The 23,568-nt window shown below is 73.9% G+C and carries 23 protein-coding genes; 12 read left to right on the top strand and 11 right to left on the bottom strand.

From position 1 onward, the window contains the following. A partial coding sequence (locus AC3ERT_RS26190; RefSeq protein WP_435177123.1) for a DUF3097 family protein occupies nucleotides 1-315 on the bottom strand: 315 nt, incomplete at its 3' end. Between the two features lie 211 nt (nucleotides 316-526). Beyond that, nucleotides 527-1,273: an MBL fold metallo-hydrolase gene (locus AC3ERT_RS26195; RefSeq protein ID WP_435130456.1), complete on the bottom strand. Its 747-nt coding sequence runs from the start codon at nucleotides 1,271-1,273 to the stop codon at nucleotides 527-529. A 282-nt stretch (nucleotides 1,274-1,555) separates the two neighbouring features. Between AC3ERT_RS26195 and hrcA the strand changes: the two genes are divergently transcribed. The 4 genes from hrcA (at nucleotide 1,556) to AC3ERT_RS26215 (ending at nucleotide 5,586) form a co-directional block, all read left to right on the top strand. Continuing rightward, nucleotides 1,556-2,572, top strand: a complete 1,017-nt coding sequence (gene hrcA, locus AC3ERT_RS26200; protein WP_335982056.1) for a heat-inducible transcriptional repressor HrcA — start codon at nucleotides 1,556-1,558, stop codon at nucleotides 2,570-2,572. Further along, nucleotides 2,573-3,709: a molecular chaperone DnaJ gene (dnaJ, locus tag AC3ERT_RS26205; protein ID WP_335982054.1), complete on the top strand. Its 1,137-nt coding sequence runs from the start codon at nucleotides 2,573-2,575 to the stop codon at nucleotides 3,707-3,709. A gap of 72 nt (nucleotides 3,710-3,781) precedes the next feature. Next, complete coding sequence (locus AC3ERT_RS26210; RefSeq protein ID WP_435177125.1) at nucleotides 3,782-4,846, top strand: nitronate monooxygenase; 1,065 nt, start codon at nucleotides 3,782-3,784, stop codon at nucleotides 4,844-4,846. Beyond that, complete coding sequence (locus tag AC3ERT_RS26215) at nucleotides 4,843-5,586, top strand: 16S rRNA (uracil(1498)-N(3))-methyltransferase (protein WP_435130460.1); 744 nt, start codon at nucleotides 4,843-4,845, stop codon at nucleotides 5,584-5,586. The genes AC3ERT_RS26210 and AC3ERT_RS26215 overlap by 4 nt, the downstream gene beginning before the upstream one ends. Nucleotides 5,587-5,662: 76 nt before the next feature. Here the strand turns inward: AC3ERT_RS26215 and AC3ERT_RS26220 are convergent, their stop codons facing one another. Beyond that, the gene (locus AC3ERT_RS26220) at nucleotides 5,663-6,547 is read right to left on the bottom strand and encodes a Scr1 family TA system antitoxin-like transcriptional regulator (RefSeq protein ID WP_435177127.1); all 885 of its coding nucleotides are present in this window, start codon (nucleotides 6,545-6,547) and stop codon (nucleotides 5,663-5,665) included. A gap of 258 nt (nucleotides 6,548-6,805) precedes the next feature. On the opposite strand from AC3ERT_RS26220, the gene AC3ERT_RS26225 reads away from it, so the two are divergent. Further along, the gene (locus tag AC3ERT_RS26225) at nucleotides 6,806-7,312 is read left to right on the top strand and encodes a DUF4232 domain-containing protein (protein ID WP_335982047.1); all 507 of its coding nucleotides are present in this window, start codon (nucleotides 6,806-6,808) and stop codon (nucleotides 7,310-7,312) included. Nucleotides 7,313-7,394: 82 nt separating this feature from the next. Here the strand turns inward: AC3ERT_RS26225 and AC3ERT_RS26230 are convergent, their stop codons facing one another. Both AC3ERT_RS26230 and AC3ERT_RS26235 read right to left on the bottom strand, forming a co-directional pair. Continuing rightward, the gene (locus tag AC3ERT_RS26230; protein ID WP_435177129.1) at nucleotides 7,395-10,835 is read right to left on the bottom strand and encodes a S41 family peptidase; all 3,441 of its coding nucleotides are present in this window, start codon (nucleotides 10,833-10,835) and stop codon (nucleotides 7,395-7,397) included. An 81-nt stretch (nucleotides 10,836-10,916) separates the two neighbouring features. Then, the gene (locus AC3ERT_RS26235) at nucleotides 10,917-11,279 is read right to left on the bottom strand and encodes a hypothetical protein (RefSeq protein WP_335982043.1); all 363 of its coding nucleotides are present in this window, start codon (nucleotides 11,277-11,279) and stop codon (nucleotides 10,917-10,919) included. A gap of 239 nt (nucleotides 11,280-11,518) precedes the next feature. On the opposite strand from AC3ERT_RS26235, the gene AC3ERT_RS26240 reads away from it, so the two are divergent. Further along, nucleotides 11,519-11,875, top strand: a complete 357-nt coding sequence (locus AC3ERT_RS26240) for a histidine triad nucleotide-binding protein (RefSeq protein WP_335982042.1) — start codon at nucleotides 11,519-11,521, stop codon at nucleotides 11,873-11,875. Between the two features lie 22 nt (nucleotides 11,876-11,897). Then, nucleotides 11,898-12,809, top strand: coding sequence for a ribonuclease Z (locus tag AC3ERT_RS26245; protein WP_435177132.1), 912 nt, complete (start codon nucleotides 11,898-11,900; stop codon nucleotides 12,807-12,809). A gap of 14 nt (nucleotides 12,810-12,823) precedes the next feature. Here AC3ERT_RS26245 and AC3ERT_RS26250 read toward each other — a convergent pair whose 3' ends face one another. Both AC3ERT_RS26250 and AC3ERT_RS26255 read right to left on the bottom strand, forming a co-directional pair. Beyond that, a complete protein-coding gene (locus AC3ERT_RS26250) occupies nucleotides 12,824-13,633 on the bottom strand; it encodes an HAD family acid phosphatase (RefSeq protein WP_335982039.1) in 810 nt (269 codons plus the stop codon). Between the two features lie 163 nt (nucleotides 13,634-13,796). Further along, nucleotides 13,797-15,140 (bottom strand): family 4 glycosyl hydrolase, encoded by a 1,344-nt coding sequence (locus AC3ERT_RS26255; protein ID WP_435177134.1) that lies wholly within the window; start codon nucleotides 15,138-15,140, stop codon nucleotides 13,797-13,799. A 225-nt stretch (nucleotides 15,141-15,365) separates the two neighbouring features. Here AC3ERT_RS26255 and AC3ERT_RS26260 point away from each other — a divergent pair, with 225 nt between their 5' ends. The 4 genes from AC3ERT_RS26260 to AC3ERT_RS26275 all read left to right on the top strand — a co-directional run bounded on the left by AC3ERT_RS26260 (nucleotide 15,366) and on the right by AC3ERT_RS26275 (nucleotide 19,663). Beyond that, complete coding sequence (locus AC3ERT_RS26260; protein ID WP_435177136.1) at nucleotides 15,366-16,574, top strand: carbohydrate kinase family protein; 1,209 nt, start codon at nucleotides 15,366-15,368, stop codon at nucleotides 16,572-16,574. Between the two features lie 103 nt (nucleotides 16,575-16,677). Then, a complete protein-coding gene (locus AC3ERT_RS26265; RefSeq protein ID WP_335983336.1) occupies nucleotides 16,678-17,766 on the top strand; it encodes a PhoH family protein in 1,089 nt (362 codons plus the stop codon). Nucleotides 17,767-17,779: 13 nt separating this feature from the next. Further along, nucleotides 17,780-18,274, top strand: coding sequence for an rRNA maturation RNase YbeY (ybeY, locus tag AC3ERT_RS26270; protein WP_335983338.1), 495 nt, complete (start codon nucleotides 17,780-17,782; stop codon nucleotides 18,272-18,274). 18 nt (nucleotides 18,275-18,292) lie between these two features. Next, nucleotides 18,293-19,663 carry a hemolysin family protein gene (locus tag AC3ERT_RS26275; protein WP_435177138.1) on the top strand — a complete coding sequence of 457 codons (1,371 nt, stop codon included), beginning with the start codon at nucleotides 18,293-18,295 and terminating at the stop codon, nucleotides 19,661-19,663. Here AC3ERT_RS26275 and AC3ERT_RS26280 read toward each other — a convergent pair. Together AC3ERT_RS26280 and AC3ERT_RS26285 are read right to left on the bottom strand one after the other, a co-directional pair. Next, the gene (locus tag AC3ERT_RS26280; RefSeq protein ID WP_435177140.1) at nucleotides 19,660-20,910 is read right to left on the bottom strand and encodes an MFS transporter; all 1,251 of its coding nucleotides are present in this window, start codon (nucleotides 20,908-20,910) and stop codon (nucleotides 19,660-19,662) included. The two genes, AC3ERT_RS26275 and AC3ERT_RS26280, sit on opposite strands and share 4 nt — an antisense overlap. Before the next feature lie 171 nt (nucleotides 20,911-21,081). Next, the gene (locus AC3ERT_RS26285; protein ID WP_335983345.1) at nucleotides 21,082-21,264 is read right to left on the bottom strand and encodes a hypothetical protein; all 183 of its coding nucleotides are present in this window, start codon (nucleotides 21,262-21,264) and stop codon (nucleotides 21,082-21,084) included. 124 nt (nucleotides 21,265-21,388) lie between these two features. Between AC3ERT_RS26285 and AC3ERT_RS26290 the strand changes: the two genes are divergently transcribed. Further along, entirely contained in the window at nucleotides 21,389-21,763 is a 375-nt protein-coding gene (locus AC3ERT_RS26290) for a cytidine deaminase (protein WP_435177141.1), read from the top strand. A gap of 61 nt (nucleotides 21,764-21,824) precedes the next feature. Here the strand turns inward: AC3ERT_RS26290 and AC3ERT_RS26295 are convergent, their stop codons facing one another. Both AC3ERT_RS26295 and AC3ERT_RS26300 read right to left on the bottom strand, forming a co-directional pair. Further along, nucleotides 21,825-22,163: a P-II family nitrogen regulator gene (locus tag AC3ERT_RS26295; RefSeq protein ID WP_335983349.1), complete on the bottom strand. Its 339-nt coding sequence runs from the start codon at nucleotides 22,161-22,163 to the stop codon at nucleotides 21,825-21,827. Beyond that, a complete protein-coding gene (locus AC3ERT_RS26300) occupies nucleotides 22,160-23,530 on the bottom strand; it encodes an ammonium transporter (protein WP_435130542.1) in 1,371 nt (456 codons plus the stop codon). Before AC3ERT_RS26300 ends, AC3ERT_RS26295 begins: the two co-directional genes overlap by 4 nt. Nucleotides 23,531-23,568 lie beyond the last annotated feature (38 nt).

Below are 23,568 nucleotides of genomic sequence, written 5' to 3' on the forward strand. Positions count from 1 at the left end.
CCCCCCCCCCCCCCCCCCCCCCCCCCCCACCCCCCCACCCCCCCCCCCCCCCCCCCCCCGCGGCCGTACCAGGGTCACCGTCCGCCCGTCGATCAGGAAGCCGCGCGGCGCCATCGGGAACACCCGCAGCTTTCCGAAGCGGTCCTCCAACGTCACGGTCAGGCCCTCGGCGGTCTTCTCGACCCGCACCACGGCTCCGCAGAAACCCGTGCTGATCTCTTCGACCACCAGGTCCCGTTCCGCGGCCACTTCCGGGGCCGGGTCGGACTTCTTCCACGGCGGTGTGAGGTCAGGGTCATAACTCCTGCTGCGCATGCGCACGATCGTAGAGCCTGACCCCCCGCCGTTCCCGGATCTGCCGGCTCCGGGACCACCTGTCTTCAATGGCTGGTCGCGCAGTTCCCCGCGCCCCCTGAGTATGTGCGGCTTCTCCGCGAAAGAACGCTGCGTACCCAAAAGGGGCGCGGGGAACTGCGCGACCAGGCCCCACCGGCAGGTGGTCCCGGAGCCGACAGAACGGGGCAGCCTAGGGGGTCAGGGCACCCCGAAACCGGCGGACGAAGCGCGCGTCGACCACCGCGCCGTGCCCGGGGACGTAGCGCGCGGTCTCGCCGCCGAGGGCGAGGAGGGCGTCCAGCGCGGTCGGCCACTGCGCGGGGACGGCGTCGGGTCCGGCCTGGGGCGGCCCGGACTCCTCCACGAGGTCGCCGCAGAACAGCACCGAGGGATCGCTCGGGCTGGTACCGGGCACGTGCACCACGATGTCGTGGCCGGTGTGCCCCGGCCCGGGGTGGAGCAGGGTCACCGGCCGGTCCCCGAGGTCGAGGGCGAGCCGGTCGAGGACGGGCCGGGTCGGCCGGCGCAGCGCGGCGGCCGCGGCGGCGGCCTCCGCCGGATCGACGCCGTGCGCGACCGCGTCCGCCCGCATCGCCTCGGCGTCCCCGGCCGGCGGGCCGCCGAGCGCGCGGTGCCCGTACACCTCGGCCTCGGGGAAGGCCGCAGCGCCGAAGACGTGGTCGAAGTGCCCGTGGGTGAGCACGACATGGGTCACCGGCCGCCCGGTCAGCGCTTCGGCCTGCGCCCGCAGTTCCGCGCCCTCGCGCAGCGTGGACCCGGTGTCCACCATCAGCACCCCGTCCGTGCCGACCACCAGCCCGATGGTCACGTCGAGGTGCGGCAGCCGCCGCCGGGCGACACCCGGGGCGAGCTGCTCCCACCCCGACCCGCCGGCGCCCGGCACCGCCCCGGCTCCGGCCCTCTCCTCATCGCTCACGACCCGACGCTATCGCCCCGCCCGCGCCGCCGCGCGCGGGCACCCGCCCCCGGCGCACCCCCTCACGCCCCCACCCGCCCTCCGTCCGCACGCGCGCCCGGGCCGGCGTACGTACCGCGCGTATCGCCCGTACCGCCCGTACCGGGCCGCCGGGCAAGACCGGATCGCCGTCGCTCTTGCCGAGCCCTTGCCGCCGCGCCGTACACTGACTGCGGGAGTGTTGGCACTCGAAACGGCGGAGTGCCAGGCCGCAGGGTCGGGACAACGGGTTGGAGGTGCGCGATGCTGAGCGAACGCAGACTCGAAGTGCTGCGCGCCATCGTCCAGGACTACGTCGGTACCGAGGAACCCGTCGGATCGAAGGCGCTCACCGAGCGCCACTCGCTCGGCGTCTCCCCGGCCACCGTGCGCAACGACATGGCGGTGCTGGAGGACGAGGGGTACATCGCGCAGCCCCACACCAGCGCCGGCCGTATCCCCACCGACAAGGGCTACCGCCTCTTCGTGGACCGGCTCGCCGGGGTCAAACCCCTGTCGGGCGCCGAGCGCCGCGCCATCCAGAACTTCCTGGAGGGCGCCGTCGACCTCGACGACGTGGTGGCCCGCACGGTCCGGCTGCTCGCCCAGCTCACCCGGCAGGTCGCCGTGGTGCAGTACCCGTCGCTGACCCGCTCGTCGGTGCGGCACGTGGAACTGCTCTCGCTCGCGCCGGCCCGGGTGATGCTGGTGCTGATCACCGACACCGGCCGGGTGGAGCAGCGGATCATCGACTGCCCCGGCCCGGTCGGCGAGACGGTCCTGGCGGACCTGCGCGCCCGGCTCAACAGCCGGGTCACCGGCCGCCGCTTCCCCGATGTGCCGCCGCTCGTGCAGGACCTGGCGGACAGCTTCGACCCCGACGACCGCCCGTCGGTCGCCGCGGTGCTCAGCACCCTCCTCGAAACCCTCGTCGAGGAGAAGGAGGAGCGGATCATGCTGGGCGGCGCCGCCAACCTGACCCGCTTCCACCACGACTTCCCGCTCACGATCCGGCCGGTGCTCGAAGCGCTGGAGGAGCAGATGGTGCTCCTCAAACTCCTCGGGGAGACCGCCGACGGCACCATGACCGTCCGGATCGGGCATGAGAATTTTCACGAGGGCCTCAATTCCACCTCCGTGGTGGCGGTCGGCTACGGTTCGGGCGACGAGGCAGTCGCCAAGCTAGGCGTGGTCGGACCGACCCGCATGGACTACCCCGGAACGATGGGAGCGGTACGCGCAGTGGCACGTTACGTCGGACAGATCCTGGCGGAGTCGTAGGTGGCCACGGACTACTACGCCGTACTCGGCGTGCGTCGCGACGCGGGCCCGGACGAGATCAAGAAGGCGTTCCGCCGCCTCGCCCGTGAGCTGCACCCGGACGTCAACCCCGACCCGAAGACCCAGGAGCGGTTCAAGGAGATCAACGCGGCCTACGAGGTCCTCTCCGATCCGCAGAAGAAGCAGGTCTACGACCTCGGCGGCGACCCGCTGTCCGCGGCGGGCGGCGGGGGCGGTGCGGGCGGCTTCGGCGCCGGCTTCGGCAACTTCAGCGACATCATGGACGCCTTCTTCGGCCAGTCCTCGCAGCGCGGCCCGCGGTCGCGCACCCGGCGCGGCCAGGACGCGATGATCCGGCTGGAGATCGAGCTGGACGAGGCCGCGTTCGGCACCACCAAGGACATCCAGGTGGACACCGCGGTCACCTGCGGCACCTGCAACGGGGAGGGCGCCGCGCCCGGCACCTCCGCGCAGACCTGCGACATGTGCCGCGGCCGCGGTGAGGTCTCCCAGGTCACCCGCTCCTTCCTCGGCCAGGTCATGACCTCCCGGCCCTGCCCGCAGTGCCAGGGCTTCGGCACCGTGGTGCCCACCCCCTGCCCGGAGTGCGCGGGCGACGGGCGGGTGCGCTCGCGCCGGACCCTGACGGTGAAGATCCCGGCCGGTGTCGACAACGGCACCCGTATCCAGCTCGCCGGCGAGGGAGAGGTCGGCCCCGGCGGCGGCCCGGCCGGCGACCTCTACGTCGAGATCCGCGAGTTGCCGCACTCGGTGTTCCAGCGCCGCGGCGACGACCTGCACTGCACCGTCACGATCCCGATGACGGCGGCCGCGCTCGGCACCAAGTGCCCGCTGGAGACGCTGGACGGCCTGGAGGAGATCGACGTACGGCCCGGCACCCAGTCCGGCCAGTCGATCCCGCTGCACCAGCGCGGCATCACGCACCTGCGCGGCGGCGGCCGCGGCGACCTCATCGTGCACGTCGAGGTCGTCACGCCGCACAAGCTCGACGCCGAGCAGGAGGAGCTGCTGCGGCGGCTGGCGAAGCTGCGCGGCGAGGAGCGGCCCACCGGGCAGTTCGCGCCCGGCCAGCAGGGGCTGTTCTCGCGGCTGAAGGACGCGTTCAACGGCCGCTAGACCGTGGGCGGGGGCCGGGTGAACCGGCCCCCGACGCGCGGGGCACCGCACCCTACGTGACACGATGACCACATGCCCGCGTTGACCGATCTCTCCTCCTTTTCGGCGTACCCGATCGTGCAGGCCCCGATGGCCGGGGGTGCCTCCAACCCGCGGTTGGCGGCCGCCGTGTCGGGGGCCGGCGGCCTCGGCTTCCTCGCCGCCGGGTACAAGACGTCCGAGGCGATGTACCAGGAGATCCGGCAGCTGCGCGACGCCACGTCGCAGCCGTTCGGGGTGAACCTGTTCATGCCGCAGCCCGCCACCGTGGACCCGTCCGCGGTCGCGGTCTACGCCGAGCAGCTCGCCGGCGAGGCCGCCTGGTACGACACCGCGCTCGGCGAACCGGACACCGGTTCCGACGACGCCTACGACGCGAAGGTCGCGGTGCTGCTGGAGGACCCCGTGCCGATGGTGAGCTTCACCTTCGGCTGCCCCGACCGGGCCGTGCTGGACGCCTTCACCAAGGCCGGCACGTACACCGTGGTCACCGTCACCACGCCCGCGGAGGCGCTGGCCGCGCAGTGGGCCGGGGCGGACGCGGTGTGCGTCCAGGGCATCGAGGCCGGCGGCCACCAGGGCACCCACCGCGACGACCCGCAGCTCGACGGCACCGGGCTCGGCCTGCTCACGCTGATCACCCAGGTCCGCGAGGCGGTGCAGCTGCCGATGATCGCCGCCGGCGGGCTGATGCGGGGCGAGCAGATCGCCGCGGTGCTCGCCGCGGGCGCCTCCGCGGCCGCGCTGGGCACCGCGTTCCTGGTCTGCCCGGAGTCGGGCGCGTCCCCGCTCCACAAGCAGGCGCTCACCGACCCGGTGTACGCCCGTACCGAGGTGACCCGGGCCTTCAGCGGCCGCCCGGCGCGCGGCCTGCTCAACCGCTTCGTACGCGAGCACGGCCGCTACGCCCCGCCCGGCTATCCGCAGGTGCACCATCTGACGCAGCCGGTGCGCCGGGCCGCGGCCGGGCTCGGCGACCCGCAGGCGATGGCGCTGTGGGCCGGGCAGGGCCACCGGCTGGCGCGGGAGCTGTCGGCGGGCGCGCTCGTGGAGACCCTGGCCGCCGAACTGCACGCCGCGCAGGGGGCCCGCGCATGACCGCCCCGGTGTTCCTCGTCGGCCCCGCCGCGCTCGACGGCGCCCCGGCGGTCGTACGGCTCGACGGCGCCGAGGGGCGGCACGCGGTGTCGGTGCGGCGGCTCCAGCCCGGCGAGGAGATCGTGCTGACCGACGGCGCCGGGCGGGCGGTGAGCGGCGTGGTCGCCGCGGTCGCCGGGAAGGACGTGCTCGACGTCGAGGTGCGCGAGCAGCGGATCGAGGCCGCGCCGGCGGTGTCCGTCACCGTCGTGCAGGCGCTGCCCAAGGGCGACCGCGGCGAGCTGGCGGTGGAGACCATGACCGAGGCCGGGGTGGACGCGGTCGTGCCGTGGGCGGCGTCGCGCTGCGTCACCCAGTGGCGCGGCGAGCGCGGCGCGAAGTCCCTGGCGAAGTGGCGGGCCACCGCCCGCGAGGCGGCCAAGCAGGCGCGGCGCCTGCGTTTCCCCACCGTCGCGGAACAGGTGACGACCCGTCAACTGAGCACCCTGCTCGCCGACGCGGATTTCGCCGCGGTACTCCACGAAGAGGGCGCGTCCCCGCTCGCGACCGCCGAACTGCCCGCCACCGGCTCCGTCATGCTCGTGGTCGGCCCCGAAGGCGGCGTCTCCCCCGAGGAGTTGGCCCTCTTCGCCGCCGCGGGCGCCCCCTCCTACCGCCTGGGCCCCACCGTCCTGCGCACCTCCACCGCCGGCGTAGCAGCCCTCTCCCTCCTGATGACCCGCACCGGCCGCTGGGGGTAGGCCCTTCCACGCCGCGGGGTCGCCCGGCAACCGCTCCGCCCGACGTACCGGGCGCGGCGACGTCGACGCTCAACGCTTACGCCTGCGCTTCTTCCCCCGCGTGCTCCTCCAGCAGCGTACGGAGGAACGTGAGCGATTCCGCCGGGACGAGGGCGCTGTCGCGCAGCGCGTCGAACGCGATCCGCAGCGGCTCCACCTCCTCCGGGTCGTTGGCCAGGTGCCCACTCCAACTTCCCTGTGTGTACGCCAGGCTGGAGCCGTCGCGCAGGTAAACCAGCTCCAGCGGACTACGCAGGTGATGAGGCCCCGTCCCGAACGGCACGACATGCACCGACACGCCTGGCCACTGCGCCGCGCCGATGCCTGGTGGTCGGTCGCCCGCAGGTCGTCGTATCTCTTCTCCACCATGCCGGTGATGACGTAGCTGTCCACCGCGCCCGGCGGCGGCCGGTGGGCCTCCGCGTCGATCGTCAGGCCGTCCTTGCTGCAGGAGAAGCCGTAGCTGTTGTACGGGTACCCGAACTCCTCGTTCACCGCGTCCTCGAAGGCGCTCTCGTCGGGGATCTTGTCGATCGGTGCCTCGGCCAGGACCGGTTCGGCGTCGAAGGCCGAGGCGACCGTGTCCGCGCGCTGCCGCACCGAGGCGTCGGTCCAGTGCGGCGGGCGGTTCTGTGCGTGCAGGTGCACGAAGAAGAGGGCCGTCAGGGCGTAGATCACCATGCGCAGCGCCGCGCGGTACACCGCGGTGTCCGTCGGTACGTCGACGGTGCCGTCGGAGTGCCACCGGTGCGGCAGGTTCCGGTACAGGCCGACCGCGTCGAGCGTCAGGCACACGCCGATGCCGCACTCGGCAATGACGAACTGGGTGGTTTCGCTGAACCCCAAGGAGTCGAATAACGTCACTGCTGCCCCCCTCGTAACTCCCCCATCCGACACCTTGTTCGGGCCCTCCACCTGGCATTTTCGGCAATCGAGACCGTGCGGTGACCTTCCGGTGGCGGAAGCGGGCGCTCCGCTGCCGCGGGAGGGAGGGGCTGGTGCGGGCGTACGGGAGCGTGGTCCGGCGGTCGCTGAGGCGGTGATACCGAACCCGGACATATCGGTGACGCGACTGTGGCGCGATCCGGGTGCTCTTCGCACGTCGGGCGGGCGAGAATCGAGTCGACCTTGGTTCCGCCGGGGAGATCGCGGAGCCGCACCGCAAGACGAGGAGCCCGAGTTGACGCGTCGTACCCACCGGAGGATTGCCGCCACCCTCGCCGCCACCGCACTCCTGGCGGCCACCGGCGCCGGCGTCGCGCAGGCGGCGTCGGCAGGAAGCGGCGCGCCGTCGGCCTGCCGCCCGGCCAACCACCTCGCGAAGATCACGCAGACGGCGAGCAGCGCCGGCCACCGCCACTACCGGGTCACCCTGACCGCGCCGAAGGGGTACGACTCCTGCACGCTGGCCGGCTCGCCGACCGGCGCGCACTTCACCGAGCACGGCAAGAGCGTCAAGCTCACCGCGCAGCGCTACGGCGCCCAGAGCGCCGCCGTGACCTTCGGCCCGGGCCACCCGGTGCACTTCGACATCCAGGTGCCGAGCGGCGCCTCCGCCCTGGCCGCGGACGAGGTGTCGTTCACCCTCCAGGCGCCCGGCGGTGAGATCCCGGGCCTGTCCTACGCCGACGGCCGGCTCCGCGTCGCCAAGGGGACGAAGATCGGGCCCGTCCAGCGCGGCGCCTGACCGCGGGCGCCCCCGGACCCCGAACCTGGACCCGGGAACGGGGACGGGGGCGCCATGCCTGGCCGGCGCGGGCGGGCGCCGGTCAGCTCGGCAGCGCCGGCGGCGACTTGGGCGGGGTGGCCGCCAGCGACTCCAGGGCCATCTCGATGGCCCGGTCGAGCTGGGGGTCGCGGCCGGCGCCGTAGTCCTGCGGGGTGACGACCACCTCGACGTCCGGGTCCACCCCGTGGTTCTCCACCGACCAGCCGAACCCCTCGAACCACAGCGCGTACTTCGGCTGGGTCACCGCGGTGCCGTCGACCAGCTGATAGCGGCTGTCGATGCCGACCACGCCGCCCCAGGTGCGGGTGCCGACCACCGGGCCGATGCCGAGGGTGCGGATCGCGGCGTTGACGATGTCGCCGTCCGACCCGGAGAACTCGTTGGCGACCGCCACCACCGGCCCGCGCGGCGCGTCCTGCGGGTAGCTGAAGGGCAGGCCGTGCCGCGGCAGGTCCCAGCCGATGATCCGGCGGGCGAGCTTCTCCACGACGAGCTGCGAGGTGTGCCCGCCGCGGTTCTCGCGGACGTCGACCACCAGCCCGTCGCGGGCCATCTCCACCCGCAGGTCGCGGTGGAGTTCGGCCCAGCCGTTGCTGACCATGTCGGGCACGTGCAGGTATCCCAGCCGCCCGCCCGAGGCCCGGTGGACGTAGGCGCGCCGGTCGGCGACCCAGTCGTGGTAACGCAGCGCCTCCTCACTGGCCAGCGGCACCGCGACCACGTGCCGGACCTGGCCGCCCGCGGCCGGGGCGACGGTCAGCTCGACCGGCTTGCCCACGGTGCCCACCAGCAGCGGCGCCGGGCCGGTCCGCGGGTCGACCGGCACCCCGTCGACCGCGAGGAGGGCGTCCCCGGCGCGCACCGCCACTCCGGGCGCGGACAGCGGCGAGCGGGCCCGCGGGTCGGACGACTCGCCGGGCAGCACCCGGTCCACCCGCCAACTGCCGTCCTGTGCACGGGAGATGTCCGCGCCGAGCAGCCCCTGGTTGCGGCGCGGGTCGCCGGCGCCGCCGGGCGGGGTGACGTACGCGTGCGAGGTGCGCAGCTCACCGTGCAGCTCCCACAGCAGGTCCACGAGGTCGTCGTGGGTGGCCACCCGGTCCAGCAGCATGCGGTACCGCGCGCCGATCGCGTCCCAGTCGAGGCCGCCCATGTCGGCCCGCCAGAAGTGGTCGCGCGCGAGGCGGTGCGTCTCGTCGAACATCTGCCGCCACTCGTCGGCGGGGTTGACGGTGACCCGCACCCGGGACAGGTCGATGGTCGTCGAACCGTCGGAGTCGTCGTCGTACTTGCTGTCGGCCGGGCCGATCCGCAGCCGCGAGCCGCTGTTGACGAGGACCTTGGTGCCGTCGCCGGAGACCGCGAACGCCTCGGCGTCGGCGGCGATCTCCTCGACCTTCAACTGCCGCAGGTCGTAGCGCTCCAAGACGGACTCCGGCGGCTCCGCCTCGGGGGTGGCCAGCGCGGTGCCGAGGGTGCCGGTGAGCGGGTGGCGCAGCCACAGCACCGCGTTCTTGGCGGCGCGCAGCCCGGAGTAGTGGCCCGCCTCGACGGGGAAGGGCACGATGCGGTCGGCGATGCCCTCCGCGTCGACCTTGGTGGCGCGCGACCGTTCGCGGCTGCCGGGGCGGCCCGCGCCGGTGGACGTACCGGAAGCGGAGGAAGCGGCGGAGGCTGCGGACCCCGTCGGGCCCGCAGCCGGGTCGCCGGCGGCCGGGTCCGCGCCGCCCGCGTCGGCGCCCGCGCCCTCGCCCGCCTCGCCGCTGTCGTCGTCCGCGTCGTCGTCGTACGGGCGGCCGTGCCGCTGCGGGCCGAACGGCGACGGCGTGGTCGCGGCGAGCGTGATCAGGTACGGGCGGCAGGCGTTGGGGAAGGACAGGTCGAACACGTGGGCGTCGTAGACCGGGTCGAAGGCCCGCTCGGACAGGAACGCCAGGTGCCGGCCGTCGGCGGTGAAGGCGGGGGCGTAGTCGATGAAGCGCAGCGGGGTCGCCGTCACCAGGGTCAGGTCCGCGGTGGAGGCGAGCATGATCTGCCGCAGCGAGCCCGGGCCGGGCTGGGACCAGGCCAGCCAGCCGGAGTCGGGGGAGAAGGCCAGGTCGCTCACGTCGGCGTGGTGCCAGGCGGACTCGGCGGCGGGGGTGCCGTCCTCGGCGGTCTCGGCGGCGGTCGGCACCTCGCGGACCTCGCCGGTCTGGGTGTCCACCAGCAGCAGCCGGCCGTCGTGCGAGGCGACCGCGATGCGGTGGCCGTCGGGGGAGACCTCGATCTCGTGCACCCGGCCGAGCCGTCCCGCGGCGAGCCGGCGCGGCGCGGTGTCCCCGGCGGGTCCGGTGGCCGGCCTGGTGGCCGGGGCGATCTCCAGCGCGTCGTCGCCGTCGGCGTCGGTCACCCACACCACGTACTGGTCGTCGCCCTGCGAGAACACCCGCGGGTGCCGGGTGCGTACGCCCGGCCGGGCCGACAGCACCCGCGCCGGGCCGCCGCGGTGGGTGATCCAGTGGGTGGTGCCGCGCACCTCCACCGCGCTGCCGCGGCCGGTGTGGTCGGGGCGGGCGTCGCCCAGGTAGGCGGCCGGGCGGACCGGGTGGGGCTGCAAGTCCGTGCGCTGGCCGCCGAGTTCGATCTCCAGCGGGCGTGGGGCGGTGTCCTCGCCGAGGCCGTCCAGCACATGCAGGGTGCCGGCGCAGGTGTACACCACGCGGGTGCCGTCGGTGGCGGCGTGGCGCGCGTAGAACCCGCCGAGCGGGGTGTGGCGGCGCAGGTCGGTGCCGTCGGGCCGACTGGAGTACAGCGCGCCCTGGCCTTCGTGGTCGGAGAGGAAGGCGATCCGGTCGCCGACCCACATCGGGCACTCGATGTTGCCGTCGATGTCCTGGTGCAGCCGCGCGAACTGCCCGCCGCCGTCCGGGTCGAGCCACAACTTGCCCGCGGTGCCGCCCCGGTAGCCCTTCCAGTACGCGGCCTCGCGCCCCATCGTCACCGACTGGAGCAGCACCGCGCCGTCCGGCCCGTACGCCAGGTCGCCGACCGGGCCGAGCGGGAGCCGGCGCGAGGGGCCGCCGTCCAGCGGCACCTGGTGCGCCCAGGTGCGGCGCAGCGACGCCTCGCCGGCGGTGGTGACCACCACCAGTTCGCCGTCGGGCGTCCAAGTGCGCACCGACGTCAGCGCGTTGCCCCAGTAGGTCAGGCGGCGCGAGGGGCCGCCGGCCAGGTCCGCGACGTGCACCTCGGGGGCGCCGTCGCGGGTGGAGGTCCAGGCGACGACGGCGCCGTCCGGCGAGATCCGCGGGCGTTTGACCGGCATGTTGTCCGCGCTGACCCGCCACGCCCGTCCGCCGTCGAGCGGTGCGACCCACACGTCGTCCTCGGCGGTGAAGACGACCTGGCCGCCGTACGGGTGCGGGTTGCGCAGGTACGACGGGTGGTGCGTGCGGTGGGCGGAACCCGGAGGCTGTGTGGAGAGCGAGGACTGGGTCACGGTGCCAGCCTAGCCAGGATCAACGCCCGCGAGCAGTGGATATCGGATTCGCCCCGGGGGCCGGGGGAGCGGGCCGGTTCGTCAACAGGCCCCGAGTCCGCGCACGTCGAAGACCGTACGGCCGTCGACGGCGGCGGTGAGGTGGCCTTGGAGGCAGCGCAGGTCCGTCTGCCGGGTCACGTCGCCCTTCACCGTGATCTTCCGCTGGTCCTCGGTGCGGCCCAGGCAGTCCACCTTCGGGTCGTGCGCGTCCTCGGTCACGCCGCAGGACAGCCACTGCACCGCGACGTGGTCCCGCTTGAGGGCCTTCGTCGCCAACTGGTTGGTGCTCACCGACACGTTGGAGCTGTCCAGCCCGTCGACCGGCTCGCACCCCGCGACGGCCGCCAGCACCACGGCGGCGCCCGCCAGTCCCACACCCCGGTTCCACCCGATACGTCCCATCCCCCCAACGATGCCCGCCCCGCCCGGCCTCGGCCATCCCCCACACGGTGGACGCGCACCGGACGCGCGGACGCATGAACGCATGGACGCATGGCCGTACGGCTGGGGCGTCGCCCCCCGCGGCGGACCGCGGACCTTCGAGGACCCGGGGCGGCCGGGCCGATACGATGCCGGGTGGCGGGCCGGCGCGGGTGCCGGCGCGGACGGATGAGGCGAGCGGAAGAGCAAGGGGTGCCGCGGTGGCGGGAGAAGCGCAGCCGGACTGCCTGTTCTGCAAGATCGTGGCCGGGGACATCCCGGCGACGATCGTGCGGGAGACGGCGACCACGATCGCGTTCCAGGACATCAACCCCCAGGCGCCGACCCATGTGTTGGTGATCCCGCGGGCGCACTACGCGAACGCGTCCGAGCTGGCCGCCGGCGACCCGGCCGCCGCCGCGGACGTGCTGCGCGAGGCCGCCGCGGTGGCCGAGCAGGAGAAGGTGGCCGACACCGGCTACCGGATCGTCTTCAACACCGGCCCGGGCGCGGGCCAGACGGTCTTCCACGCGCACGCCCACGTGCTGGGCGGCCGCGACCTGCAACGGCTGGTCTGAGCCCCGTACGGGCCCGCGCGCCATGTCGCCCCGCGAACTCGTCGTCCTCGGCACCGCCAGCCAGGTGCCGACCCGGCAGCGCAACCACAACGGCTACGTCCTGCGCTGGGACGACGAGGGCATCCTCTTCGACCCCGGCGACGGCACCCAGCGCCAGATGGCGCACGCCGGGGTGGCCGCACACGACCTGAACCGGATCTGCGTCACCCACTTCCACGGCGACCACAGCCTGGGCCTGGCCGGGGTGGTGCAGCGGATCAACCTGGACCGGGTGCCGCACCCGGTCACCGCGCACTACCCGGCCAGTGGGCAGCGCTACTTCGACCGGCTGCGGTACGCCACCGCCTACCACGAGACCGCCGACCTGCGCGCCCGGCCGCTCGACGCGGACGGCCCGATCGAGACCACCGCGCGCTTCACGCTGTCGGCGCGGCGGCTGTCCCACCCGGTGGAGGCGTACGGCTACCGGCTGGACGAGCCGGACGGGCGGCGGATGCTGCCCGAGCGGCTCGCCGCCCACGGCATCGCCGGACCGGACGTCGGACGGCTGCAACGGGACGGCGTGCTGCGCGGGGTGACGGTCGAGCAGGTCAGCGAGGTCCGGCCGGGCCAGTCCTTCGCCTTCGTGATGGACACCCGGATGTGCTCCGCCGTGCCCGAACTCGCCGACGGCTGCGACATGTTGGTGATCGAGTCCACGTTCCTGGACCAGGACGCCCGGTCCGCCGAGGAGTTCGGCCACCTGACGGCCGGCCAGGCGGGCCGGGTGGCCGCGGAGGCGGGTGTGCGGCACCTGGTGCTCACCCACTTCTCGCAGCGCTACCCCGACCCGGACGACTTCGGGCACCAGGCCCGCGCGGCGGGCTTCACCGGTGAACTCACCGTCGCCCACGACCTGATGCGCGTCCCGGTGCCCAAACGCCGTGCCGGCTGACCGGCTTCATCCGGTTACGGCAGGTAGTACATCGGGTTCGGCAGCTTGAACGAGCGGTCCGCGTGCCCGCCCTCCAGGTCGCTGTACTGGTCGCCGAAGTTGCCGACGATGTCGTAGCCCAGCGACTCGATGTGCGCCCGGGTGCCGGACTTGTACTCCACGGTCGTGCAGGTCGACCCGCACGCCAGGTACGACGGCGGCGTGGCGGTGTTCTTCAGGTACAGGTGCGCGGTGTCGGACGGCGCCTGGAAGCCCTCGGCGGTCAGGTTCCGCGCGGTGTCGGCGCGCTGCGCCTCCGGGCGGCCGGTGATCCAGAAGACCGTGATGCCCTTTGAGGACGCCCAGTTGACCAGGGAGTCGATGCCGAACACCGGCGGCATGTTCTTGGTGTCCAGGTACGCCTGGTTGGTCGCCGTGGTGTAGTTGAAGCCCACCTCCAGCTCGTAGTTGTACGTCAGCAGGCTGGTGTCGTCCACGTCGAGCACGATCGCGGGCTTGCCGCCCTTGCCGTGCCCCTTGTCGTGGCCGGCGGTGGCCGCCGCGTGCGCCAGGTACGCCTTCGCCTTCGCCTCGATACCGGCGACCTGCTTGGCGTAGTTGCTGGTCGCAGACGCCTGGTGCTCGCCCGACGCGTCGACGGTGTCGCCGTAGTACGCCTTGATCTGGCTGACGACGTTGGTGAGGTTCGGGATCTGCTGGTCGCTGCGCGGTGCGGAGTTGTCCGCGGTCGCGACGCCGACGCCGTAGAACGTGGCGCCCAGCGTCACCGCGGTGGCGGTGACGGCCAACGCGCGGGCACGCAGGGACAGTCGGGCACGGGGCATGGCGGTGCTCCTTCAGGACTTGGTGGTGCGGCGGAATGTAGACCCCGCCATCCGAGCAGGTCAAGAGCCGTCTACGCGCGTGGCGACGGCGGACGCGTTCACCAGCGGTTTCCGTTGCGTTAACCCGCAGTTCAGACGCGTGCGGCGGGCCGGGCGGCCGCGTTCACCAGCCGGCGGCGGTGAGGATACGGCTCGCCGCCGCCGCGGAGTCGACCAGCGGGTGCCGTACCAGCGCGCGCAGCGCCGCCGCCCGCGAACCGGTCGTGGCCGCCTCGATCGCCGCCCGCTCCACCGACTTCAGCGCCAGCATCAGACCGGCCTGGTGCTCGTCGGGCGCCGCCACCGCCAGCGGCCGCGCCCCGAACGCCCCCACCTCGCACGGCACTTCGACCACCGCGTCCGGGTCCAACGCCGAAACGACCCCGCCCCCGGGCACGTTGAGGATCAGTACGGTGCGCTCGTCGCGGGCGATGGCCCGCATCAGCGCGAGCGCCACCTTGTCGTAGCCGCCGCCGTCCAGATCGTGCGGGTCGCGCTGCCAACCGCCGGTGGCCGCGCGGTTCTCGGCCATGTACGTCTCCTCGCGCTCCAGCCGGGCGCGCTCCCACAGGTCGTACGCCGACGGGTCGCCGCCCGGCCCGTTCGCGCCGCCCGGCCCGCCCGCCTCGTCCGCGGCGGTGAAGAACTCCGACTGCCGCCGGTGCAGGAACTCCCCCCGGGTGGCGTCCGCGGAGCGCACCGCGGCCAGTGCCTCCCGCCGGAAGTAGTAGTAGTGCAGGTACTCGTTGGGCAGCGAGCCCAGCGCCGACAGCCACTCCGCGCCGAACAGCCGCCCCTCCTCGAACGACCCGAGCGCCGCCGGGTCCGCCAGCAGCCCCGGCAGCAACTCCCGCCCGTCCGCGGTCATTCCGCGCAGCCAGCCGAGGTGGTTCAGACCCACGTAGTCGTACGAGAAGCCCGGCGCGTCCGGGTCCGCGCCCGCCGCCCGCGCGGCCCGCCGCACCAGCCCCACCGGCGAGTCGCAGATGCCGATCACCCGCGGCCCCAGCACCCGGGCCATCGCCTCCGTCACCATCCCCGCCGGGTTGGTGAAGTTGATCACCCACGCCGACGGGGCCACCGCGCGGACCCGTTCCGCGAGGTGCAGCGCCACCGGGATCGTCCGCAGGCCGTACAGCACACCGCCCGCGCCCACCGTCTCCTGGCCGAGCACCCCCTCGGCCAGCGGGACCTGCTCGTCCCGCACCCGGCCCGCGGTGCCGCCCACCCGCATCGCCGAGAAGACGAAGTCCGCGCCGCGCAGGGCCGCGTCCAGCTCCGCCTCCACCCGCACCTCCGGGCCGCGGGGGCCCCGCGCGGACAGCTCCGCGAGGATCTTCGCGACGACCCGCACCCGCAGCGGGTCCGTGTCGTGCAGGACCAGTTCCGTCACCGTCGGGTCCGCCTGGAGCGCCCGGAACACCAGGGGCACCCTGAATCCGCCGCCCCCGAGAATGGTGAGCCTCACGCCGTCACCGTCCCTTCTGCCGCACTGATGCCGTCGCCGGACCCTACGCCGGTGGTGGGCTGGTCGCGCAGTTCCCCGCGCCCCAGGGCGTGCCCGGACGCTTCCTCGCAAGGACGGTCGCCCCAGGGGCGCGGCACCGTAAGGGGGCAACCCGGGGGGGACGGGGCGGCGCGGGCGGGACGTGGCTACCCCGGGGGACAGGGGGCGCCGTGGCACAGTGGGGGGATGGACGATCAACCCGTTCTGGACCCGCTGGCGGGTGTACGGGTGCCGGGCGACCCGGCGACGGACGTGTACCTGACGGGCACCGTCTTCCTGGACATCATCTTCACCGGCCTGGACCAGGCCCCGGTCCGCGGCACCGAGTCATGGGCCCGCGGCATGGGCTCCAGCCCCGGCGGCATCGCCAACATGGCCACCGCTCTGGCCCGCCTCGGCCTGCGGACGACCCTGGCCGCCGCGTTCGGCGACGACATGTACGGCGACTACTGCTGGGAGAGCCTCCGCGAGGGCGAGGGCATCGACCTCGGCCCGTCCCGGCGGGTGCCCGGCTGGCACAGCCCCGTCACCGTGTCGATGGCGTACGAGGGCGAGCGCACCATGGTCAGCCACGGCCACCGCGCCCCGCCGCCGGAAGGCGCCGTCCCCGCCTGCCCGCCGCCGGCCCGCGCCGCGGTCGCCTCGCTCGGCGCCCGGGAGACGGGGGAGGAGCGCGCCGACTGGATCGCCGGCGCCGCCGCGTCCGGCACGAAGGTCTTCGCCGACGTCGGCTGGGACGAGACCGGCCGCTGGGACCCCGCCGACCTCGCCGGGCTGCGGCACTGCGCCGCCTTCCTGCCCAACGCGGAGGAGGCCGTCCGCTACACCCGCGCCGACAGCCCCCGCGAGGCCGCCCGCCGGCTGGCCGAACACGTGCCGCTCGCCGTGGTCACCCTCGGTGCGCAGGGCGCCTACGCCGTGGACTCCGCGGCCGGCCGCACCGCGGAGGTGCCCGCGCTGGCCGTGGAGGCGCTGGACCCGACCGGCGCGGGCGACGTCTTCGTGGCCGGGTTCGTCACCGGCACGTTGGCGGGGTGGCCGCTCACCGACCGGCTGGCGTTCGCCTCGCTGTGCGCGGCGCTGTCGGTGCAGGAGTTCGGCGGGTCGCTGTCGGCGCCCGGCTGGATCGAGATCGCCGGGTGGTGGGCGCAGGCCAAGGCGTACGCGGGCCAGTCCCCGGACCACCGGGAGGCGGTGTGCCGCTACGGCTTCCTGGAGGAGCTGCTGCCCGCGGCCACCCGCCCGTGGCCGCTGCGCCGCGCGGTCCCCACGATCGGCTTCCGCCCGGCCCCGGCGGGACCCGCGCCGGCGCCCCCGGCGGGACCGGCCCCGGCACCCCCGGCGGGACCTCCCTCCGGCCCGCCCGGCAGCACGGTCCGCAACAGCGCGCCGTAATCCCCTCTGCCTGCGCCGTTCCGCGTCGTACGCTTGGTACTCCAAGGCCCCACGGGCCCAGCGACCAGCAGAAGGCGGGATGAGCAGGCCCTAGCGCCGGCCCATGACTCAGACACCGACCCAGCAGCAGCCGCAGCAGCCGCATCAGGCACGCGCGCATTTCGTCGTACCGGCCAAGCACCCCATGGTGACCGTCCTGGGCTCCGGTGACTCCCTTCTCCGGGTGATCGAGCAGGCGTTCCCGGCCGTCGACATCCACGTCCGGGGCAACGAGATCAGCGCCGTCGGCGACGCGGCCGACGTGGCCCTGGTCCAGCGGCTGTTCGACGAGATGATGCTGGTGCTGCGCACCGGCCAGCCCATGACGGAGGACGCCGTGGAGCGCTCCATCGCGATGCTCCGGGCGAACGGCGAGGCGGCCGACGGCGAGGCGGAGACGCCCGCGCAGGTCCTCACGCAGAACATCCTGTCCAGCCGCGGCCGCACCATCCGCCCCAAGACGGTCAACCAGAAGCGGTACGTCGACGCCATCGACCGCCACACCATCGTCTTCGGCATCGGCCCGGCGGGCACCGGCAAGACCTACCTCGCGATGGCCAAGGCCGTGCAGGCCCTCCAGTCCAAGCAGGTCAACCGGATCATCCTCACCCGCCCCGCGGTCGAGGCCGGCGAACGCCTCGGCTTCCTGCCCGGCACCCTCTACGAGAAGATCGACCCCTACCTGCGCCCCCTCTACGACGCCCTGCACGACATGCTCGACCCCGACTCCATCCCCCGCCTGATGGCGGCGGGCACCATCGAGGTCGCCCCCCTCGCATACATGCGTGGTCGCACCCTGAATGACGCGTTCATCATTCTGGACGAGGCGCAGAACACCAGCGCCGAGCAGATGAAGATGTTCCTGACCCGGCTCGGGTTCGACTCGAAGATCGTCATCACCGGCGACATCACGCAGATCGACCTGCCGGGCGGGACGAAGAGCGGGCTGCGGCAGGTGCAGGACATCCTGTTCGACGTGGACGACGTGCACTTCGCCCGGCTCACCAGTACGGACGTGGTCCGCCATAAGCTGGTCGGGCGCATCGTGGACGCGTACGAGCGCTACGACACCGCCCAGGCCGAGGAAGGGGCCGCGCGCGACCGGCAGGCCGGGAGCGGGCGCGGCAGCGGCTCGGGGCCGAAGAGAAAGTAAGCACCCCACCACCATGGCGATCGACGTCAACAACGAGTCCGGCTGGGACATCGACGACGAGGCGGTCCTGGACGCCGCCCGTTACGCCCTGTACCGGATGCGCATCCACCCGCTCTCCGAGCTGTCGGTGATCCTGGTGGACGCCGCGGCGATGGAGCAGCTCCACCTCCAGTGGATGAACCTGCCGGGCCCCACCGATGTCATGTCCTTCCCGATGGACGAGCTGCGCCCGGGCAAGGAGGACGAGGAGCCCGAGCAGGGCCTGCTCGGCGACATCGTGCTCTGCCCGGAGGTGGCGAAGAAGCAGGGCGAGGAGGCGCCGACGAAGCACTCCATGGACGAGGAGCTGCAACTGCTCACCGTGCACGGCGTGCTGCACCTGCTGGGGTACGACCACGAGGAGCCGGAGGAGAAGGCCGAGATGTTCGGCCTCCAGAAGGCGATCCTGGACGGCTGGCGGGCCGAGCGCGGCGTCGAGGGCCCCTCGCCGGCGCCCACCACCCGCTGAGGCGGCGGCTGCACCCCCATGGTCGTCTTCGCCGTACTGCTCGTCATCGTGGCCTGGCTCGCGGCGTGTGCCGAGGCCGGGCTCGCCCGGGTCTCCCGGTTCCGCGCCGAGGACGCGCTGCGCTCCGGCCGGCGCGGGGCCGCGAACCTCGTCGCGGTCGCCTCCGACCCGACCCGCTACCTCAATGTGGCGCTGCTGGTGCGGGTGGCCTGCGAGACGGCGGCGGCCGTGCTCATCACGGTCGTCGCCTACCGCCACTTCGACCGCACCTGGCAGGTGCTGTGCGTCGCGATCGGCGTGATGGTGCTGGTGTCGTACGTGGCGGTGGGCGTCTCGCCGCGCACCATCGGCCGCCAGCACCCGATGAACACCGCCACCGCCGCGTCGTACGTGCTGCTGCCGCTGGCCCGGGTGATGGGCCCGGTGCCGGGGCTGCTGATCCTGCTGGGCAACGCGCTGACGCCGGGGAAGGGTTTCAAGCGCGGGCCGTTCGCGAGTGAGGCGGAGCTGCGGGCGGCGGTGGACCTGGCCGAGTCGGAGTCGCTGATCGAGGACGAGGAGCGCCGGATGGTGCACTCGGTCTTCGAGTTGGGTGACACGATCGTGCGCGAGGTGATGGTGCCGCGCACCGAGCTGGTGATGATCGAGCGGTTCAAGACGGTCCGCCAGGCGATGACGCTGGCGCTGCGCAGCGGGTTCTCCCGGATTCCGGTGACGGGGGAGAGCGAGGACGACGTGGTCGGCTTCGTCTATCTGAAGGACCTGGCGCGGCGGGTGCACATCAACCGCGACGCGGAGTCCGACCCGATCTCCACGGTGATCCGCCCGGCGTTCTTCGTGCCCGACACCAAGAACGCCGGCGACCTGCTGCGTGAGATGCAGCAGCAGCGCAACCACGTGGCGGTCGTCGTCGACGAGTACGGCGGCACCGCGGGGATCGTCACGATCGAGGACATCCTGGAGGAGATCGTCGGGGAGATCACCGACGAGTACGACCGGGAGACGCCGCCGGTGGAGCCGCTGGGCGGCGAGCGGTTCCGGGTGACCGCGCGGCTGGACATCGGGGACCTCGGCGAGCTGTACGGTGTGCCGCTCGACGACGACGACGTGGAGACGGTCGGCGGGCTGCTGGCCAAGGCGCTGGGCCGGGTGCCGATCCCGGGCGCGGGCGCGGTGGTGCCGCTGCCGGTGGACGCCTCGGCGGTCGGCCCGGACGGTACGGTCGCGCTGCGGCTGACCGCGGAGACGCAGGCGGGGCGGCGGAACCGGATCGGCACGGTGCTGGTGGAGCCGGTGACCAGCAGCGAACTGTCGGGCGCGACCCGCGCGTCGGAACCCCGAAACCCGCCCCGCACCGAAGCCCAGCCCGAGGCACACGGGGAAGACTAGGCCGGGTGGGGGGACGGGTGGTTTGCGGGGTGGTGGGGGAGGAGGAGGGGGGTGGTGAGGATGAGGAGGCCGGCGGCTCCGATCGCCAGGCGGGGGGAGGTCGCTGCGGCGAGCAGGCCCCACAGGGCGGTCAGGGCGGCGGTGGCGAGGTTGGTGCTGACCGTCCAGGCGGACAGGGTGCGGGCGACCCGGTCGGTCGGGGTCTGCTCCAGCCGGTAGGTGGCGAGTACCGGGTTGAAGACTCCGATACTCGCGACCAGGCCGAACTGCACGGCCACCACCAGGGCGATGCCGGCCGCGCCCGGGCGCACGAACACCAGCCACAGCGGCCAGCACGCGCGCAGGGCGCCCGAGACGACCATGACGCGGTGCGGCCCGTAGCGTGCGACGAGCCGCTGTGAGAGCCGCGCGCCGAGCAGCCCGCCGGCGCAGGGCAGCGCGAAGGCGAGGCCGTACTGCCAGGGGCGGAAGCGGAGTTCGCCGAGCATGAGGACGGCGAGCAGCGGTTCGGTGGCCAGCAGCAGGGCGCTGAGCAGGACCGTGTTGAGGAAGAGCGGCCGCAGCCGGGGGTGGGTGAGCAGGTGGTGCCAGCCGTCGAGGAGTTCGGCGAGGCGGGCCCGGGGTCGGGGCGCGGTCGGTGCGGTACGGGGCAGCGGGCGCGGCTCGTCCCGGCGGATCGCGCAGACGCCCAGAGCTGACAGCAGGTAGCTGACCGCGTCGGCGGTCACCGTCGTCACCGGGCCGAACAGCCCGACCGCGGCGCCCCCGAGCGGCGGTCCGAGCACGGTGGCGCTCCATGTCGTGGACTCGAAGCGGCTGTTGGCGACGAGCAGCTGCTCCGGGCCGACCAGCGACTTCAGGTAGGCGCCGCTCGCCGAGCGGAACGCGATCTTCGCGGTGGCCGTCACGACGGAGACCAGCAGGAGCTGGACGAAGCCGAGCCTGCCGAGGGCGTAGGCGACCGGGATGCTGGTCATCGCGGCGAACCGGACCACATCCGCCGCGACCATCACCGGCCGTTTGCGGCGGGAGTCCACCCACGGGCCGAGCGGCACCGCCGCCAGGGCCCCCACCGCGAGCCCGGCGGCCGACAGCGCCGACACCTCGCCGGACCCGGCGTGCAGCACGACGATCGCCAGCAGCGGGAACGCGCCGAACCCTAACCCGGTGCCGTAGGCGCTGACCGCGTACGCCGCCCACAGCCACCCGAACGGCCGCCCCAGCGCCCGCCCCCCGACCTCCGCCATGCCCCTGCCCGCCTCGCCCGTACGCCCACCGGTACAACCCGTCGTTGACCGGCGCCATCCAAGCAAGCGCGGCAGCACCCGGGCAAACAACCGTACGACCGGCGAGCCACAACCACGGGTTGTCCGGGCTGGCGGGTGGGTGGGCGGCGGCCCTTGACGGACGGGCCCGGGTCAGGGGCCGAGGTTTCCGATCATGCCGAGCATGCCGGCGCTGGCGGAGTGGATCGAGGTGGCCAGGCTGGTGTCGGCGAGGTAGAAGCCGAAGGCGCCGCAGACCAGCGCGTGGGTCGCCTTGAGGCCGGACTTGCGGCTCAGGAAGAACGTGGCCGCGGCGAGTGCGATGACGAGGGGCATGTGCAGCAGCATCGTCGGATCACCACATCTCCTCATACGAGGGCATTTCTCGTGACGAGGCTATGCGCCCGTGCCGGTGTGCGCATCTTCGGGCACGGAGGGTGAGGGTCAGGCCGGGCGTCCTATGATCACGCGTATGACCGACGCGCAGACGCCCGCCGCCCCCGAGAACCCCGAGGACCGCAAGCTCCTCACGCTCGCCCGCTCCGCCCGGGCCCGCAACGCCGTCCCGGAGGGCGCCGCCGTCCGCGACGAGACCGGCCGCACCTACGTCGCCGGCACCGTGGACCTCCCGTCGCTGCGGCTGACCGCCGTGCAGACCGCCGTCGCGATGGCCGTGGCCAGCGGCGCGACGTCCCTGGAGGCGGCCGCCGTGGTGACCGCCGCCGAGGACGCGGCCGACGCCGACCTCTCGGCCGTCCGCGACCTGGGCGGCCCGGACACCCCGCTGCTGCTGGCCGGCCCGGACGGCGCCGTACGCCGCACCCTGACTGCCTGACTGCCTGACTGCCTGACTGCCTGACCGGCCGACCCCGCGCGCCGGGAGCGCGCCCCGCGCCCTACAGGGCGTCCGGGCCGCGCTCCCCGGTCCGCACCCGTACCGCGGTCTCCACCGGCACCGCCCACACCTTGCCGTCGCCGATCTTCCCGGTCCGCGCGGCCGCCACCAGCGTGTCGATCACCTCGTCGGCCGCCGCGTCCTCCACCAGCACCTCGATCCGCGCCTTCGGCACCAGGTCCACCCGGTACTCCGCGCCCCGGTACACCTCGGTGTGCCCGCGCTGCCGCCCGTAGCCGCTCGCCTCGGTGACGGTCAGGCCCTGCACACCCAGCTCCTGCAACGCCGTCTTCACGTCATCCAGCTTGTACGGCTTGATGACGGCGGTGACCAGCTTCATGCCCGTGGGCTCCTGTCCTTCGCGGCCGCGCCGAGGAACCCACCACCCGCGCCCGCCGGGGTCGGCGCCCCGCCCGCCATGCCGTGGGTGAGTACGCCGTGATCGTAGGCGGTCTCGGCGTGCACGGTCAGGTCCAGGCCGGTCCGCTCCTGCTCCTCGCTGGCGCGGAAGCCCATCAGCCGCTCGATCGCCCGCCCGAGGCCGTACGTCACCGCGAACGCGTACGCCCCGACCGCGGCCACCGCGGCGGCCTGCCGGCCGAGTTGGGCCAGGCCGCCGCCGTAGAACAGGCCGCGCGGGCCGCCGGTCATCGTCGAGGTCGCGAGCAGCCCGATCAGCAGGGTGCCGGCGATGCCGCCCATCAGGTGCACCCCCACCACGTCCAGCGAGTCGTCCACGCCGAAGCGGAACTTCCAGCTCACCGCGTACGAGCAGAGCACCCCGGCGGCCAGGCCCACCACGGCCGCGCCGAGCAGGTCCACGCTGCCGCACGCCGGGGTGATCGCGACCAGCCCGGCCACCGACCCGGACGCGGCGCCCAGCGTCGTGGCGTGGCCGTCCCGGCGCCGCTCCACCACCAGCCAGCCCAGCAACCCCGCGCAGCCGGCCGCCTGGGTGTTGAGGAACGCGGAGGCGGCCAGGCCGTTCGCGCCCAGCGCGGAACCGGCGTTGAAGCCGAACCAGCCGAACCACAGCAGCCCGGCGCCCAGCACCACCAGCGGCAGGTTGTGCGGGCGCATCGCGTCCCGGCGGAAGCCCAGCCGGGGGCCGAGCACCAGCGCCAGCGCCAGCCCCGAGGCCCCCGAGCACACCTCGACCACGGTGCCGCCCGCGAAGTCCAGCGCGTGCAGCTCGCTCACCACCCACCCGCCGGTGCCGAACACCCAGTGCGCGACGGGGACGTATACGGCCAGCGTCCACACCGGCACGAACACCACCCACGCGCCGAACCGGGCCCGGTCCGCGACCGCGCCGCTGATCAGCGCGGCCGTGATGATCGCGAACGACAGCTCGAAGGCGGCGAACAGCGGGGTGGGCACGTGCCCGGTCACGTCGGTCGGGCCGACCCCGCGCATGCCGAGGTGGTCCAGGCCGCCGATCAGGCCCAGCCCGCCCGCGTCCGGGCCGAACGCCAGGGTGTAGCCGGCCACCAGCCACACCAGGGTGACCAGTGCGATCGACACGAAGCTCATCATCAGCATGTTGAGCACGCTCTTGCTGCGGACCATCCCGCCGTAGAACAGCGCCAGGCCCGGCGTCATCAGCAGCACCAGCGCGGTCGCCGCCAGCAGCCACGCGGTGTCGCCCGCGCTGATCGCCGGGTGGCCGCCGCCGGTGGCGGAGGCGAGGGAGAGGACAGGGGGCAGGCCGGCGGACTGGAGCAGCACGGAGAGGTCCCTTCGGT

The organism is Actinacidiphila sp. bgisy145 (genome assembly GCF_057708125.1).